This is a genomic window from Flavobacterium dankookense, assembly GCF_004362665.1.
Taxonomy (GTDB): domain Bacteria; phylum Bacteroidota; class Bacteroidia; order Flavobacteriales; family Flavobacteriaceae; genus Flavobacterium; species Flavobacterium dankookense.
Genome location: NZ_SNXR01000011.1, coordinates 55643 through 70479, shown reverse-complemented (window position 1 = coordinate 70479; position 14837 = coordinate 55643). Strand labels below are relative to the sequence as shown.

Here is a 14837-nt window from a genome sequence, read left to right as displayed (position 1 = left end):
GCACAACATCATGGAAAATCAAGATAAATTATATAATCAATTCAAATCGGCTGCCGAAAATGCAGAAACGAAAGACTTTCCCGGAATGGAAAACGTCTGGAACCGAGTGGAACAAAAATTGGATACCAAAGTCCTGAAAAAAGAAACCAAACTTTGGAAAAAGTTAGCCGTTGCTGCTTCTATTTTATTAGTCGTTTCTGTCGGTTATCATTTTTGGAACAACGAAAAAATAACAGTAACTCCAACTACTGAAATTGTTATTACTGATAGCATTACAACTCCAATTATTGAAGAAAATAATGCTATTGCTGACGTAGAAAAACATCCAGCCATAAAAGAAAACGCCGAAGAAATTCTAAAACAACAAACAAAAACTGCCGATGTAGTTGTTATGAACGACACGGTAAAACCGAAAAAAATGGCAGCACCAATACCTGCAGCAGTTTCAGAAGTAGCTATTCAAGACGTTAAAAAAGAAAAAGATGATGCCAATTCATATAATGGCTATTTAATTAAAGACGTTTTTGATGCTCGAAGTGTTAAAAATAATAGCTATACAACACAACTAAATTCCAAAGGTCGAATTGCTGAAGCCAAAATGAAATCGAGCATAAAAGAAGAACCATTATTAGTCATCGATGATGTTGCCGAAGATTTGCAAAAACTAGGAAAATTAGACGCAAACGATGTTGAATCTATTATTATATTACCTGATCCATTATACATCATCAACGGAGTTGAATATTCAGAAAAAGAAGTTTTTGGTCCCAATCCAACCAGTCCATATTCGCCTTTGAACCAACAAGACATTGAAACTATTTCCATACTGCAGAATGAAAAAGCCATCGAAGTCTATGGTAAAAAAGGAGAAAAAGGTGTTGTAATCATTACCACTAAAAACGGAAAACCGAAGCTCAAAAAGTAGCTAAAAATCAAGTGTAACATTCTAAAAATTTAAGTCATGAAAAATTCAAAAATCTTTTCATCAGCCATAGCTATGCTTTTTTGTATCGTAGCTTTTGCACAAGACCCGAGCAATAGCGAACAGGCGAAGCAAAAAACCATTACAGGTATTGTTTCTGATACTTCTGGACCATTGCCTGGCGCAAGTATTGTCGTAAAAGGAACCACTCGCGGAACACAAACCGATATCGATGGAAAATATTCTATCAAAGCCAAAGAAGGAGAAACTTTAGTTTTCAGTTTTACAGGATATAACTCTAAAACAGTGAAAGTAAAAAAAGCAACTACAATTAATGTGGTTTTAGATAGTGGAGTTACACTTAATGAAGTTGTAGTAGTTGGATATGGTTCAGAATATGATAGTTATTCTCCTAAAAGAGTAAAAGGCAAAGCGGCAGGAGTTCAAGTTGTAGCCAATTCTAGTAGTATTAGTATTCGAGGTAATAGTCTGATGAAACAAGAAGTCAACAGTTATAATCCAAACTATCCTTCAAAACATGATGTAATTGCACCAAATATTGGAGATGAAGATTATGGAACTTTTGTAGAAAATGTTTTCGAAAGTCCAAAATCATCACCGCTTTCTACCTTTTCAATTGATGTGGATAATGCTTCTTATACCAACATTCGTCGATTTATCAACAACGGACAAAAAGTTCCAAAAGATGCCGTTCGCGTGGAAGAAATGATGAACTTTTTCAAATACAATTATCCAGAACCAAAAGGCGAACATCCGTTTTCCATCAACAGTGAATACAGCGAATGTCCTTGGAATACTAATAACAAGTTGGTTCGCATTGGTTTACAAGGAAAAAATATCAATGACGAAAAACTTCCGGCTTCTAACCTAGTTTTCCTGATTGATGTTTCGGGTTCGATGTTTTCTGAAAATAAATTGCCTTTATTGAAACAATCGTTGAAAGTTTTGGTCAACCAATTGCGTGCCGAAGACAAAGTTACCATTGTAGTTTATGCTGGTGCAGCGGGAATGGTTTTACCTCCAACTTCGGGCGATAAAAAAATGACGATTATTGATGCTTTGGAAAAATTATCTGCTGGTGGAAGTACAGCTGGTGGCGCAGGAATTCAATTGGCGTATAAAACAGCGAAAGAAAATTTCATCAAAAACGGAAACAACCGTGTGGTTTTGGCAACTGATGGCGATTTTAATGTTGGCGCAAGTTCGGATAATGATATGCAACGATTGATTGAAGAAGAACGAAAATCAGGTGTGTTTTTAACTTGTTTAGGTTTTGGAATGGGCAATTACAAAGACAGCAAAATGGAAACGTTAGCAAATAAAGGCAACGGAAATTATGCTTATATCGATAACATTCAAGAAGCTAATCGCTTTTTGGGTAAAGAATTCAAAGGTTCGATGTTTGCCATTGCCAAAGATGTCAAAATCCAAATTGAGTTCAATCCTGCGCATGTGCAAGCGTATCGATTGATTGGTTATGAAAACCGAAAATTGCGTCCCGAAGATTTTAAAAATGATGCTATTGATGCGGGCGAATTAGGCAGCGGACATACCGTTACGGCTTTATATGAAATCATTCCTGTGAATACAAAAAGTAAATTTTTCACACCAACGGATGAGTTGAAATATACTAAAACCGAACCATCAGCAACTAATCTTGGTGCGGAATTAGCAACAATTAAATTCCGATACAAAAAACCTGATGGCGAAAAAAGCATCGAAATGGTGGAAGTAATTAAAAACAATGTTGCGACATTAGAACAAACTTCAGAAGATTTTAAATTTTGTGCTTCGGTAGCTTGGTTTGGATTGAAATTGAGAAATTCTGAATTGGTTTCTAATAAATCTATTTCGGACATAAAAAACTTAGCCAAAAATAACATCAAAAACGATAACGAAGGTTACAAAGCGGAATTCATCCGATTGATGGAAGCTGTGAATTTATAATTTTGGGTTAATTTGATTAAATGTGGCAAATCCGTCAGTTGCATTAATTGGCGGATTTTGTCATTATTTATTTTCCACACAGTTTGTCATTCCGAGGAACGAGGAGTCTCTTAATACAATAATTTGACTAAAAAAACGTTTTATAAAAAACACTTTATACCATGAAAAAAACCTTCTTTTTAATTGCAATTCTCACTTCTTTCATAACATTTAGTCAAGAGAAAAACTTTATCGACAAACCGTATCTAGAAGTACAAGGAAAAGCTGATACGTTGGTAACACCAAACCGAATTTACATTGATGTTTTAATTTCTGAAAAAGATGTAAAAGGAAAAAAATCGGTGGAAGAATTAGAAAACGATATGCTAACCAAACTAAAAACTTTAGGCATTGATGTGGATAAAAACGTTGCAATGCAGGACATGATGAGCAACTACAAAAAATTCTTTTTGAAACAAACCGATATTCAAAAATCGAAGTCCTACTCTATTTTGGTTTTTGATGCTAAAACAACCGCCAAGGTATTTATTGGCTTGGAAGAAGTTGGCCTTTCTAACGTTAGAATTGATAAATTAGAACATTCTGATGAAAAGAAATTACAGCTTTTAATGAACAGTAAAGCTATTGAAAATGCTAAAGCCAATGCTGTTAGTTTTACAAAACCGTTGGGACAAACCGTTGGGAAAGCTATCTATATATTGCAAAAAAACAGTTTTAATGGAATTCCTGGCGCATCATCACAAATAAGATTAGGCTTATCTTCTCAATTAAACTATGACGCTAAGGATTACAATACCAACATCGAATTCGAAAAAATCACTATTTCAAGTGAAATTGGTGTTCGCTTTGCATTGGAATAGCAAATTATTTCATTACCTTTATTATATAAAATTCAATTCTAATGAAAAAAATACTTATTGCGCTTTTAGTAGTGTTGGTTGTACTTCAGTTTTTTCAAATTGACAAAACCAATCCTGCGGTTGATGAAAGTAAAGACTTTTTGAAAACACAAAACACACCCGAAGAAATTGCATCGATTATCAAAACATCATGCTACGATTGTCATTCTAATCAAAGTAACTATCCGTTGTATTCCTATGTGCAACCTGCTGGATGGTTTTTAAAAGGTCACATTGATGAAGGTCGAGAGGAACTTAATTTTTCCACTTTTACTGATTATGAATTAAAAAGACAAGATCACAAACTGGAAGAATGTATCGAGTACATCGAAAAAGATGAAATGCCTTTGGGAAGTTATACATTGGTGCATCGAGAAGCAGCATTGACCGAAGCACAAAAAAATACCTTAATTAATTATTTCAAAAGTGTCAGAACAAAATTGAACTATAAAGAATAAAACTAAAACCCGTCACTTCCACTGAACTGACGGGTTTTTTATTACTGAACACTAAATACTGCGACTGACCACTAAATACTGACCACTGACCACTAAAAACTACTTCTCTATCTCTTTCAAGCTTTCCATTTTCTTATTAGCCAAGAAACCTTTAATATCTTCAAAATGTTCTTTTACTCGTTTGTTTCCAAATTCGAATACTTTTTCAGCCAAACCATCAAGGAAATCACGGTCGTGGGAAACTAAAATCAACGTTCCGTCAAAATCGCGCAACGCATCTTTGATGATGTCTTTGGTTTTCATGTCTAAATGGTTGGAAGGTTCATCGAGAATTAGCAAATTCACTGGTTCCAACAATAATTTTATCATTGCCAAACGTGTTTTTTCGCCACCCGAAAGTACTTTAACTTTCTTGTGAATGTCATCACCTTGGAACATGAACGCACCTAGAATATTTTTAATCTGCGTGCGAACATCGCCAACAGCAATTCTATCAATCGTTTCAAAAATAGTAGCGTTTTCGTCTAATTGTGCCGCTTGATTTTGAGCAAAATAACCAATCTGTGCATTGTGACCTACTTCTACCGAACCGCCATTGATTTCGATTTCTTTCATAATGGCTTTAATCATGGTCGATTTTCCTTCACCATTTTTACCCACGAAAGCTACTTTTTGTCCGCGTTCAATCACTAAATTAGCATCTTTAAAAATCAAATGATCACCATACGATTTTTCTAAATCTTTTACAATGACTGGATATTGACCGGAACGAACTGATGGTGGAAACTTCAGCTTTAAAGCGGAATTGTCTATTTCATCTACCTCGATTGGAACAATTTTTTCTAACATTCGCACACGCGATTGCACTTGTTCTGTTTTGGAAAAAGTACCACGAAAACGTTCAATAAAGGCTTGATTGTCGGCGATGAATTTTTGTTGTTCTTCGTAGGCTTTTTGTTGGTGAATGCGTCGGTCTTTGCGAAGTTCTAGATAATGAGAATATTTAGCTTTGTAGTCGTAAATTCTTCCCATGGTTACTTCGATAGTTCTGTTGGTGATGTTATCCACAAACGCTCTATCGTGGGAAATTACCATTACGGCTTTGGCTTGATTGATCAAAAAGTCTTCCAGCCATTGAATACTATCCATATCCAAGTGGTTGGTTGGCTCATCGAGTAAAATCAAATCGGGTTTGGTTAAAAGTATTTTGGCTAATTCGATACGCATTCTCCAACCACCGGAAAATTCTTTGGTTGGACGGTTGAAATCTTCTCTTTCGAAGCCAAGACCTTTTAAAATCTTCTCTACCTCAGCTTCATAGTTTACTTCCTCGATGGAATAATATTTCTCAGACAGTTCTGAAACTTTTTCAATCAGTTTCATGTAGTCGTCGCTTTCATAATCGGTGCGAATGGTCAACTGTTCGTTGATGTCGTCGATTTCTTTTTTCATGTTAAGGACAGCTGCAAATGCTTTGGATGTTTCTTCCATTACCGTGCAATTGTCTTCGGTTAGTAAATGCTGTGGCAAATAGGCAATAACCGCATCGCTTGGTGCCGAGATGGTTCCGCGAGTAGGTTTGTTTGCTCCTGCAACTATCTTTAGTAAGGTAGATTTTCCTGCGCCGTTTTTACCCATTAGGGCAATCTTATCCGTTTCATTAATGGCAAAAGTTACTTCGCTGAAAAGTGTTGTACCGCCAAATTCTACGGCTATATCGTTTACTGTAATCATTTTTAGATTATTAGATTTTTGGATCGTTAGATTGTTAGACAATCTATTTTTTGAAGGCGCAAAGATAGTTTTATTTCATCATTCCATTAATTGTTAATTTGATGTTTTTGTATATTTGAAAATAAAAGCAAAAAAGCTTCGCCTATACACCCAAATTAAGGTAGATATGTGAATGTTTGTTGCGCACATATATAAGTTATACAACATTATAAAACAAAACGACGAATTTACGAAAAATAAAGTATTGAATTTAATTTTGATAATCAACTCAATTTGTTTTATACTTTATACAGCAAATTTATTTTATAGATTACCAAAATTTGGAGAATTAATACAAATTGCAGTTAGTATTCTCTGCATAATTTCAGTTGTTTGCGTCAGAATGAACAAACATTTAAGAGTGTCTTATTATTGCTTGTCATTTATTTATTTCCTTCAGTCATTTTCTTTTTTATTAATGAGTTTTACGTGGAAACTTATTATAGGTCCTGACTTGTCGCTATATGTTATCAAAGAAATGGATTTAACTTCAAAACTGGATTTTAAAGTATTCAATTTAGAGTTTCTTTTTAATACTTTTGGAAATAGCGAAAATTGGGTTGTTGGATTAAACTTCTTTCACTTAATAATATTTTTGTACTTGATTAAAGATTTAAGAGTTATAAAACAGAATAAATAACGTTGTATAACAGCCGTTTCTCGCAATTGCGAATTTTTTTGTAAGCTCACATTCACGTTTCGCAAGAATTTTTATCTTTAACAAAAATAAAAAGTTCATAACTTAGTAACTGACGAGAAGCATCGGAACTGTATTAGCAATTATTTTAAAACCACAACGATGAATATAATTGAATGGATAAATAATACTTTTGGAATTGATAATACAGTTTCGGTACCAACACTCATTTCGATTGTTGTTTTTATTACTGGCGGAATCATGACTTATCTATTTACATGGATCAAAGATTTCAACAATCGTAAAAATCTTAGAAAGACTTTTTATCTGTTATTGGAAGAGGTTATTCAAGATTTAAAAATAAAAGAGAAACATGCTTCTGAATTTTATCCTCAAATTACTGTCTCTCATAACGGAAGTTGGTTTTTACCACATAAACCAATAAGTTATTTAGAAACAATTTTTGAATTAGATTTTAAAGATAATTATTATGCATTTCGAAAAAAGTTTTTTTGGAACTTTTGCTCAAGAAAAATCAGAAATAGGGCATATCACAAGATTTGGACAATTTTGAGAACTTTAAAGTTTTTTGAAGAAAGAATAGATATTGATATAGAAAATTTAGTAAATAAATTTGATTTTTTCCACAAGCAATATAATACTCATTTAGAAGAGTATAGAAAATACCATGATGATTTAAATAGAAAATATAATGGCTTTCGATTTCCACCAACTCAAAGAAAACTTTATGAGTTTCTAATGGCTGAAGATAGAATTTGGAAAAATTGGCAAGATTTAGGAGAAGAAAACAGAACACGTTTTTTTGTGACTTACAATCAGCTTATCAAATTAGTACTTGATTTGAATAAACAAAATTCCGATTTAGAAATTACACAAGAATCTGATAATTTATTACTATCCTGTTCATTCCAATTTATAGAAATGGAAAATATTTTGAATATCTATCAACTCAAGTTTAAACAATATCATGACAACTATAAAAAATCACATAGATTATTAAAAAAATGTCTTGAGCTAATAGAATAACTGCGTTTAACATCAGCTAGCGTTAATGGCTAGGTCAAAGCTGTCAGGAAAGTACGCTGGTAAAATAAAATTTTAGTTATATCTGTTTAGTTAGTTCCAAAAGTTACCACTGAATGAAAGCCAAGGCACGTTACCAGCTATTATATTATGAAAGACGACAATTTAATTACATGGACGGAAAAACTTTATAAAGGAAGCTGGTTAATGGATTTAGGCTATCGAGATTATATTGCTGCGCGCTTCTTACTTAATAATCATTTAATAATTCAAGGGCTAACACTTGCAAGTACAGCTGTAGAAAAATACCTAAAAGCTCTCATTGTATTTAATCTAAAAAAGAGAGAAAAATATCATTATCATTTCGACAGATTTGAATTACTAAAAGATATTTTATCAAAAGTCAATAAAGATATAACCGGAGAATTTGATCCAGTTTTCATAGAAATATTGGAAAATGCATTTAAAATCAGATATTACGACAAAATTGAAAAACCAATTTTTATGGGGTTTTTCATAAATCAATTCATTGGGGAACTGGATTATACTATTGACTTTATAGAAAGATTTATCGCAAATCCACAAAATGTTGGAAACTCTTTGACAGCATATAGTAGCGCTATTAAAGATAATGATTTACAACTTTATGAAAACAACTTTATCCTTAATAAAGAAAACAAAAAAGACTACATGGAAAAAACTGATATCGGTTTTTCAATTCATATTCAAATTGATTCTGTAGTTCAAACCCAAAAAATAGTAAAAGGTGGAAGTTATAGGAATAAGTATGATGGTAAAATATCAAAGTTTACAGAATTTGAGCCAAATTTATTATTAAAAAATAACAGCTTGTAATAGCTATTACTAGCTGGGCAGGTTTTTCTTGAATTTTTCTTCTCTCTTCACAAAAAAATAATATCTTAGCTGACAGTAAGCAGTTCACTTTAATCGCAACGAATACGAAGCTGTAAAACGATAGTAGGATTGCAATATAAGGACAATAATTCATGGAATACATACTTAGTGGAACTGCATTAGTTATTGCGCTAATTGCTTTATACTTTCAGATAAAAGATTCAAAAAAGAAAATTCCTAAATTCTCAGGAAGAATTGGAAAAGATTGCACAAATAAAAATACTGCGAAATTTGCGAAATTCATCTTTGAAAAAGTTAACCATATTGTATTCTTAGATATTCATTTTGATAATGATGAAAATTATGAAGTTGACGAAGAAAATAAATTTTATTTCCATTTATATGAAGATTCAGAAACGAAACTTGTCAGTTATAGTTTTCAAATAAATATTGGAAAAGGAGACGACTTTTTCTATGACAGTAGACCATCATCAAAAAGATTAGTTGGGCATTTTAAAATTTTAGGAATGTTTGGACCACAACAAGGTTGCTTTACAGCTTTAATGAAACCAGTAAAAATTGAATACATAAAATAAAGTCTGAGTTATAAAAATTTGTAAAATAAAATGGATATCGAACTAATTTCAAATAAATTATATGAAACTCTAGTAAGTGATAAACTAAGTGAAATTCAAAAAGAAAAACTAAGTTGTGCTTGCAAAAAAGCAATCTTAGAAAATCCACAATTGGATTATAACGGGTGGAAAATAGCCTCCAAAATATATTTAAATTTTATTATTGATTTCCCAGACATTGATTTAGTGGGAATTAAATTACCAGTTAATAAAAGGTAAAGTTTTAAAGTATAAAGCCAGCTGCTAACAGCCGTTTAGCGCAATAGCTGGTTTTTTTTTTGTAAAATCAATTAGAGAAGTCCTTCCCATTTTTTTACAACTCACAAAATTTAAGCATTTAATAACTCACAACAAACTGTAAGTAATCTTCTATTCTAAAAAAACCTTCAAACGATATAGTATTCATAAAAATACAATCTGTTATCCTATCAAAAATAGATTAGTTATTTTAGCTACAAATTAATAGAGAAACTATCAAAAATGCCGTTACTCAACTATAGCTTCTTAACTAAAATATTACCAAAAGCTAAAATCAAAAAGGTTTTTAGAAACGCTAAACTATCGTATCTTAATCGAGTTCGATTAGCTACATCGCTCTTTTTCTTTGGTATGGGATTTAGTTTTGCAACTTGGGCAAGTCGTATTCCTGATTTTAAAACCATGCTTAATCTTTCTGAAGCTGATTTAGGCACTATGCTTTTTGCACTTCCAATCGGACAACTTTTTGCCATGCCGTTTTCGGGAAAAATTGTAACAAAATATGGAAGTCGAGCTATAACCATTCTTGGACTACTAACCTATTCTGCTTGTTTGCCGTTATTGGGATTTGCTACTTTGAGTTGGCAGCTAGCCGTTGGTCTTTTTCTATTTGGTTTTTTTGGTAATTTTTGCAACATCGCTGTGAATACTCAAGGAGTTTATACACAACAATTGTTTTCAAAACCTATCATGGGTTCGTTTCATGGTTCGTGGTCATTGGCTGGATTTAGTGGAGCTTTACTAGGTTTGCTGATGTTAACATTGAACTTAAATCCGCTTCAGCATTTCACAATCGCTTTCGTCATCGTTTGTTTGATTATCCTGTTTAACTATAAGTTTATTATAAAGGCAAAATCAAAAACCACTGAAGAAAAAACATCCTATTCCTTTTTCAAAAATCCTGATACTACGCTACTCTGGCTTGGTGTAATTTGTTTTTGTTGTATGGCAAGCGAAGGTATTATGTTTGATTGGAGTGGTGTTTATTTTAAAGAAATAGTTAAAGCTCCTGGCGCTTTGGTTGTTTTGGGTTATACTTCGTTTATGATAAGTATGGCTTCTGGACGATTTTTAAGTGATATTCTTGTACATAAATATGGTGCGAAAAAAGTATTGATTATCAGCGGAATTGTTATCTCTTTTGGACTGTACTTGGCAGTGTTGCTACCTTATTTAATTCCGTGTACGATTGCTTTTATGCTGGTTGGGTTTGGGGTTTCTAACGTTGTTCCTATTATATTTAATGCGGCAGGAAACGTAAAAAATGTTCCAACAGGAATTGCTTTAACTATCGTAACGAGTATCAGTTTTCTTGGTTTTTTGATTGGTCCACCATTAATTGGTTTCATAGCCGAAATGACAAGTCTTCAGTATTCGTTTGCTTTTATCGGGATTTTTGGTGTGTTTATTTCGATATTGGTTAGTCGATTGAAGGTTTTTAGGTAATAAATACTCATCCTAAGTTCCTCAATTACAAGATTCATTTCACTCCTACTTAATAACACTCCGTTAGTTATTAAATTTTTGAGAAAAGCTATTTTTTTATTTTTATTGGATTTTGACGAGTGTCAAAAATTTGAAGAATTCTAATTTCAGTTTCGGATTGAACTTTGTAAATGATTTTATAGTTTCTGACAACCATTCTTCTGTAGGGTTCACCAAGAAATTCATCAACTTGATACTGTTCGGTAAAGTGGATATTTTTACTTTGTAATACAATATCTCGGACCACGTTTTTAGCTCCTTGAGGCGATTTTAATTTGATGAATTCAAAAATTAACTTCAAATCAGCTTTTGCTTGATTATCCCAAAGAATTTGAATTGTTTTTTTCATCCTACCAATTCTCAATTTCTTTTTCTAAGTCTTCAATCGTTGTATATTTCCCTGATGAAATTCTATCGTCAGCTTCTTTAACCATATTGATATATTCTTCTTTATCAATTGGATAACCACTAATAGTATGCGCAACAACTTCTTTATCTAAAACAGATTTTAATGCAATGATTTTTTTTAGTTTACTTTCATCATCTAAAGCAAGTAACCAGTTCACTAATTCATTTTTTTTTGCAGCTATATCCATAGTTCAAGATTAAAAAACAAATATACAAAATTTACAAACTCATCCTAAACTCCTCAATTATAGGATGTGCTTTGCCATAATCTCTTTCTTGAATAAACAATTCTACGGCTAAATCGGCATTGCCAAAACCGCCTAATCGAGCGGATTGAATGTTGTCTTTTACAACCACATTCAAATCGATTGCTTCTAGTTTTTGCTTTAATCCTAAAGCTAAAATTTCACTTCCTGAAAATATTTTTATTAATCCCATTTTTTTGTATGATGTATATTGTATTAAAGTATTGTTGTTTTGGCACTTCGACTGTACTTCGTCTTCGCTCAGCATAAACTAGTGTGACAGACTGAAAACTGAAAACTGAGACTGCGACTGAAAACTATTCCTCTTCCATTTCGAAGAAAAGCGGTTCAATCATTATTTTTTCGGCTAAAACTTCTACTCTTTCTGTTATCTGTGAACAAAAGAACAAACGTTGTGTTTTTTCAACGCTGCTTGATAATCGTAGTATAACGGCATCCATTCGATTTCTAAACAACACATCAGCATCGTCAACTATAAACATTTTGATCGTATTGATGTTAAAACCTGCCGAAGAGAACATAGCATTTATTTTGTTGGGTGTTCCAATCAAAACATCCAATCCCATTGAAATCACATTTTTGTCATAGTCAATATCGCCTTTATCATGAACGCCTAAAATGCTTAAATCATGATAGGTTCCAAATTTTAGAAATAGTTCTTCCATCTCTAAAACCTTTTCTTTGTTTTCAACCATTATCAAAACTCTAGTGCTTTCGCCAACGGATTTCTCCATTCGTTGCAAAACGTTAATCACAATCGTTGATGATTTTCCGCTTCCGCCAGGCGATTGAATAACAGCATCTGCTCCACTTTTTATAGTAGAAAATGTTTCTTGTTGCATTTCATTGGCTTCGGTTAATCCGTTTTCAATGAGTGCCTTTTGGAGGTTTGGGTTTATTTTTTTTAAATTCATTATTTAAGGGAAAAGTTTTAAGGGAAAAGGGATTAGACTTATTGCTTTTGACTTATCCCTTATCTCTTTATTATTTTGATGCAAATAACTTCACATCGGTTTCTGAAATTTCGTTTCCACCAAGAATTATTAATCGTTCCACTACATTTCGTAACTCGCGAATGTTTCCTGTCCAATCGTATTCTTGTAATAATTTAATAGCTTGCTTTGAAAATGATTTTTGTGCATTTCCCTGTTCTTCGGCTATCTTTACAGCAAAATGTTCTACCAATAACGGAATATCATCACGTCTATCGTTCAACGCTGGAACTTTAATTAAAATTACAGCTAAACGATGGTATAAATCTTCACGGAAACGACCTTCGGAGATTTCTTTTTTCAAATCTTTGTTGGTTGCGGCAATAACGCGAACATCCACTTTAATGTCTTTGTCTGCTCCAACACGTTGGATTAAACTTTCTTGCAAAGCCCGTAAAACCTTAGCTTGCGCTGCTAAACTCATATCGCCAATTTCGTCTAAGAAAATAGTTCCACCATCGGCAGCTTCAAATTTTCCTGCTCTATCTTTTACAGCTGATGTAAATGCGCCTTTTACGTGACCAAAAAGTTCGCTTTCTATCAATTCTGATGGAATGGCGGCACAGTTTACCTCTACGATTGGTGAATTGGAACGCTCACTTTTTTGATGTAATTGATGGGCAACCAATTCTTTTCCAGTTCCGTTTGGTCCAGTAATTAAAACTCGTGCATCGGTTTGGGCCACTTTTTCAATCATTAATTTAATTTGATTGATAGGTTCGCTTTCGCCAATGATTTCGTAGTTTTTGGAAACTTTTTTCTTTAGAATTTTGTTTTCCACTACGAGTTGTTTTTTGTCTAACGCATTGCGAACTGTATTCAACAATCGGTTTAAATCGGGTGGTTTTGAAATATAATCAAATGCACCAAGTCTCATGGTTTGGATGGCGGTTTCCATGTCGCCGTGACCAGAAATCATCACCATTGGGATTTCGGGTTTTATTTTTTTGACTTCTTCTAGTAGTTCGACGCCATCCATTTTTGGCATTTTGATGTCGCATAACACTAAATCGTAGTCGCTGTTTTTTATCTTTTCTAAAGCTTGAACGCCATCTTCGGCTTCTTCTACTTGATACGTGCTGCTTTCTTCAGAAAGGATTCTGGTTAGAACTCTTCTGATGGCTGCTTCGTCTTCGATGATTAATATTTTTGGCATATTTTTATTTTTAACCGCAAAGTTCGCAAAGCTAATTCGCAAAGTTCACTGAAATTCAAATGGTTTTGGTTTTAGCCCTGATTGAAGCTAGCTACCGTGTAGCGCGAAAAGCAGGAAAATGGCTTTTAAATAGCTCAAACGATTCGCTCCTAAATCAGTTTTGACAAAAGTAGTATAAATTCACATTATTGGGTTGATTTTTGTTGCATCAAAAATAGATTTTATACTTTTACGACTTATAAACGAAATGTTATGTCTACTGCAAAAAAAGATTATAAAAGGATTACGACTAAGTCATTGATTGACATGAAGGTGAATGGCGAGAAGATTTCAATGCTTACGGCGTATGATTTTACGATGGCTAAAATTGTTGACTCGGCTGGTGTTGATGTGATTTTGGTTGGTGATTCGGCGAGTAATGTTATGGCTGGACACGAAACAACGTTGCCAATAACGTTGGATCAAATGATTTATCACGCTTCGGGTGTGGTTCGAGCTATTGAACGAGCTTTGGTTGTGGTGGATTTGCCTTTTGGAAGTTATCAAAGTGATCCAAAGGAAGCGTTGCGTTCGGCTATTAGAATTATGAAAGAAAGCGGCGGACATGCTGTAAAACTGGAAGGCGGAAGCGAAATTAAAGAAAGTATTAAGCGTATTTTGAATGCAGGAATTCCAGTTATGGGACATTTGGGTTTAACGCCACAATCGATTTATAAATTTGGAACGTACACAGTTCGTGCTAAAGAAGATGCGGAAGCAGAACAGTTGATTGAAGATGCAAAATTGCTTGAAAAATTAGGTTGTTTTGCGTTGGTTTTAGAAAAAATTCCTGCGGCTTTGGCCGAAAAAGTAGCCAAAACTATTTCTATTCCTGTTATTGGAATTGGTGCTGGCGGTGGCGTTGATGGTCAAGTTTTGGTTATCCACGATATGCTTGGAATGAATAATGAATTTAGTCCACGATTTTTGCGTCGCTATTTAGATTTGTATGAACAAATGACCAAAGCGATTGGAAATTATGTTGCTGATGTGAAATCGAAAGATTTTCCTAATTCTAGTGAACAATATTAATTAGATTGTT

The 14837-nt window shown here is 33.3% G+C and carries 16 protein-coding genes; 10 read left to right on the top strand and 6 right to left on the bottom strand.

Annotated elements, in window-relative coordinates:
- Positions 1–10: 10 nt before the first annotated feature.
- The 4 genes from BC748_RS01430 (at position 11) to BC748_RS01415 (ending at position 4247) form a co-directional block, all read left to right on the top strand.
- Entirely contained in the window at positions 11–925 is a 915-nt protein-coding gene (locus BC748_RS01430; RefSeq protein ID WP_133531681.1) for a hypothetical protein, read from the top strand.
- A gap of 72 nt (positions 926–997) precedes the next feature.
- Positions 998–2890: a vWA domain-containing protein gene (locus BC748_RS01425; RefSeq protein WP_425459544.1), complete on the top strand. Its 1893-nt coding sequence runs from the start codon at positions 998–1000 to the stop codon at positions 2888–2890.
- A gap of 161 nt (positions 2891–3051) precedes the next feature.
- Positions 3052–3750: an SIMPL domain-containing protein gene (locus tag BC748_RS01420; protein WP_133531679.1), complete on the top strand. Its 699-nt coding sequence runs from the start codon at positions 3052–3054 to the stop codon at positions 3748–3750.
- A gap of 41 nt (positions 3751–3791) precedes the next feature.
- Positions 3792–4247 (top strand): heme-binding domain-containing protein, encoded by a 456-nt coding sequence (locus BC748_RS01415; protein WP_133531678.1) that lies wholly within the window; start codon positions 3792–3794, stop codon positions 4245–4247.
- A 99-nt stretch (positions 4248–4346) separates the two neighbouring features.
- Here BC748_RS01415 and BC748_RS01410 read toward each other — a convergent pair whose 3' ends face one another.
- Complete coding sequence (locus tag BC748_RS01410; RefSeq protein WP_133531677.1) at positions 4347–5981, bottom strand: ABC-F family ATP-binding cassette domain-containing protein; 1635 nt, start codon at positions 5979–5981, stop codon at positions 4347–4349.
- A gap of 838 nt (positions 5982–6819) precedes the next feature.
- On the opposite strand from BC748_RS01410, the gene BC748_RS01405 reads away from it, so the two are divergent.
- The 5 genes from BC748_RS01405 (at position 6820) to BC748_RS01385 (ending at position 10895) form a co-directional block, all read left to right on the top strand.
- Positions 6820–7704 (top strand): hypothetical protein, encoded by an 885-nt coding sequence (locus tag BC748_RS01405; protein ID WP_133531676.1) that lies wholly within the window; start codon positions 6820–6822, stop codon positions 7702–7704.
- A 147-nt stretch (positions 7705–7851) separates the two neighbouring features.
- A complete protein-coding gene (locus BC748_RS01400; protein WP_133531675.1) occupies positions 7852–8556 on the top strand; it encodes a HEPN domain-containing protein in 705 nt (234 codons plus the stop codon).
- A gap of 152 nt (positions 8557–8708) precedes the next feature.
- On the top strand, positions 8709–9152 hold the full coding sequence (locus tag BC748_RS01395; protein ID WP_133531674.1) for a hypothetical protein: 444 nt from the start codon (positions 8709–8711) through the stop codon (positions 9150–9152).
- A 30-nt stretch (positions 9153–9182) separates the two neighbouring features.
- Positions 9183–9410, top strand: a complete 228-nt coding sequence (locus tag BC748_RS01390) for a hypothetical protein (RefSeq protein WP_133531673.1) — start codon at positions 9183–9185, stop codon at positions 9408–9410.
- Between the two features lie 261 nt (positions 9411–9671).
- Entirely contained in the window at positions 9672–10895 is a 1224-nt protein-coding gene (locus tag BC748_RS01385) for an MFS transporter (protein WP_133531672.1), read from the top strand.
- Positions 10896–10983: 88 nt separating this feature from the next.
- On the opposite strand, the gene BC748_RS01380 is transcribed toward BC748_RS01385, so the two are convergent.
- The 5 genes from BC748_RS01380 to BC748_RS01360 all read right to left on the bottom strand — a co-directional run bounded on the left by BC748_RS01380 (position 10984) and on the right by BC748_RS01360 (position 13756).
- A complete protein-coding gene (locus BC748_RS01380; protein ID WP_133531671.1) occupies positions 10984–11283 on the bottom strand; it encodes a type II toxin-antitoxin system RelE/ParE family toxin in 300 nt (99 codons plus the stop codon).
- 1 nt (position 11284) lies between these two features.
- On the bottom strand, positions 11285–11530 hold the full coding sequence (locus BC748_RS01375) for a hypothetical protein (RefSeq protein WP_133531670.1): 246 nt from the start codon (positions 11528–11530) through the stop codon (positions 11285–11287).
- Positions 11531–11561: 31 nt separating this feature from the next.
- Positions 11562–11780: a putative signal transducing protein gene (locus BC748_RS01370; RefSeq protein ID WP_133531669.1), complete on the bottom strand. Its 219-nt coding sequence runs from the start codon at positions 11778–11780 to the stop codon at positions 11562–11564.
- Positions 11781–11904: 124 nt separating this feature from the next.
- Positions 11905–12522 carry a DEAD/DEAH box helicase gene (locus tag BC748_RS01365; protein ID WP_133531668.1) on the bottom strand — a complete coding sequence of 206 codons (618 nt, stop codon included), beginning with the start codon at positions 12520–12522 and terminating at the stop codon, positions 11905–11907.
- 70 nt (positions 12523–12592) lie between these two features.
- A complete protein-coding gene (locus BC748_RS01360; protein ID WP_133531667.1) occupies positions 12593–13756 on the bottom strand; it encodes a sigma-54-dependent transcriptional regulator in 1164 nt (387 codons plus the stop codon).
- Between the two features lie 252 nt (positions 13757–14008).
- Here BC748_RS01360 and panB point away from each other — a divergent pair, with 252 nt between their 5' ends.
- The gene (gene panB, locus BC748_RS01355; RefSeq protein ID WP_133531666.1) at positions 14009–14827 is read left to right on the top strand and encodes a 3-methyl-2-oxobutanoate hydroxymethyltransferase; all 819 of its coding nucleotides are present in this window, start codon (positions 14009–14011) and stop codon (positions 14825–14827) included.
- Positions 14828–14837: the final 10 nt, after the last annotated feature.

Coding starts and splice junctions, on each gene's coding strand:
- BC748_RS01430 (WP_133531681.1), top strand. CDS start 11: ATGGAAAATCAAGATAAATTATATAATCAATTCAAATCGGCTGCCGAA.
- BC748_RS01425 (WP_425459544.1), top strand. CDS start 998: ATGCTTTTTTGTATCGTAGCTTTTGCACAAGACCCGAGCAATAGCGAA.
- BC748_RS01420 (WP_133531679.1), top strand. CDS start 3,052: ATGAAAAAAACCTTCTTTTTAATTGCAATTCTCACTTCTTTCATAACA.
- BC748_RS01415 (WP_133531678.1), top strand. CDS start 3,792: ATGAAAAAAATACTTATTGCGCTTTTAGTAGTGTTGGTTGTACTTCAG.
- BC748_RS01410 (WP_133531677.1), bottom strand. CDS start 5,981: ATGATTACAGTAAACGATATAGCCGTAGAATTTGGCGGTACAACACTT.
- BC748_RS01405 (WP_133531676.1), top strand. CDS start 6,820: ATGAATATAATTGAATGGATAAATAATACTTTTGGAATTGATAATACA.
- BC748_RS01400 (WP_133531675.1), top strand. CDS start 7,852: ATGAAAGACGACAATTTAATTACATGGACGGAAAAACTTTATAAAGGA.
- BC748_RS01395 (WP_133531674.1), top strand. CDS start 8,709: ATGGAATACATACTTAGTGGAACTGCATTAGTTATTGCGCTAATTGCT.
- BC748_RS01390 (WP_133531673.1), top strand. CDS start 9,183: ATGGATATCGAACTAATTTCAAATAAATTATATGAAACTCTAGTAAGT.
- BC748_RS01385 (WP_133531672.1), top strand. CDS start 9,672: ATGCCGTTACTCAACTATAGCTTCTTAACTAAAATATTACCAAAAGCT.
- BC748_RS01380 (WP_133531671.1), bottom strand. CDS start 11,283: ATGAAAAAAACAATTCAAATTCTTTGGGATAATCAAGCAAAAGCTGAT.
- BC748_RS01375 (WP_133531670.1), bottom strand. CDS start 11,530: ATGGATATAGCTGCAAAAAAAAATGAATTAGTGAACTGGTTACTTGCT.
- BC748_RS01370 (WP_133531669.1), bottom strand. CDS start 11,780: ATGGGATTAATAAAAATATTTTCAGGAAGTGAAATTTTAGCTTTAGGA.
- BC748_RS01365 (WP_133531668.1), bottom strand. CDS start 12,522: ATGAATTTAAAAAAAATAAACCCAAACCTCCAAAAGGCACTCATTGAA.
- BC748_RS01360 (WP_133531667.1), bottom strand. CDS start 13,756: ATGCCAAAAATATTAATCATCGAAGACGAAGCAGCCATCAGAAGAGTT.
- panB (WP_133531666.1), top strand. CDS start 14,009: ATGTCTACTGCAAAAAAAGATTATAAAAGGATTACGACTAAGTCATTG.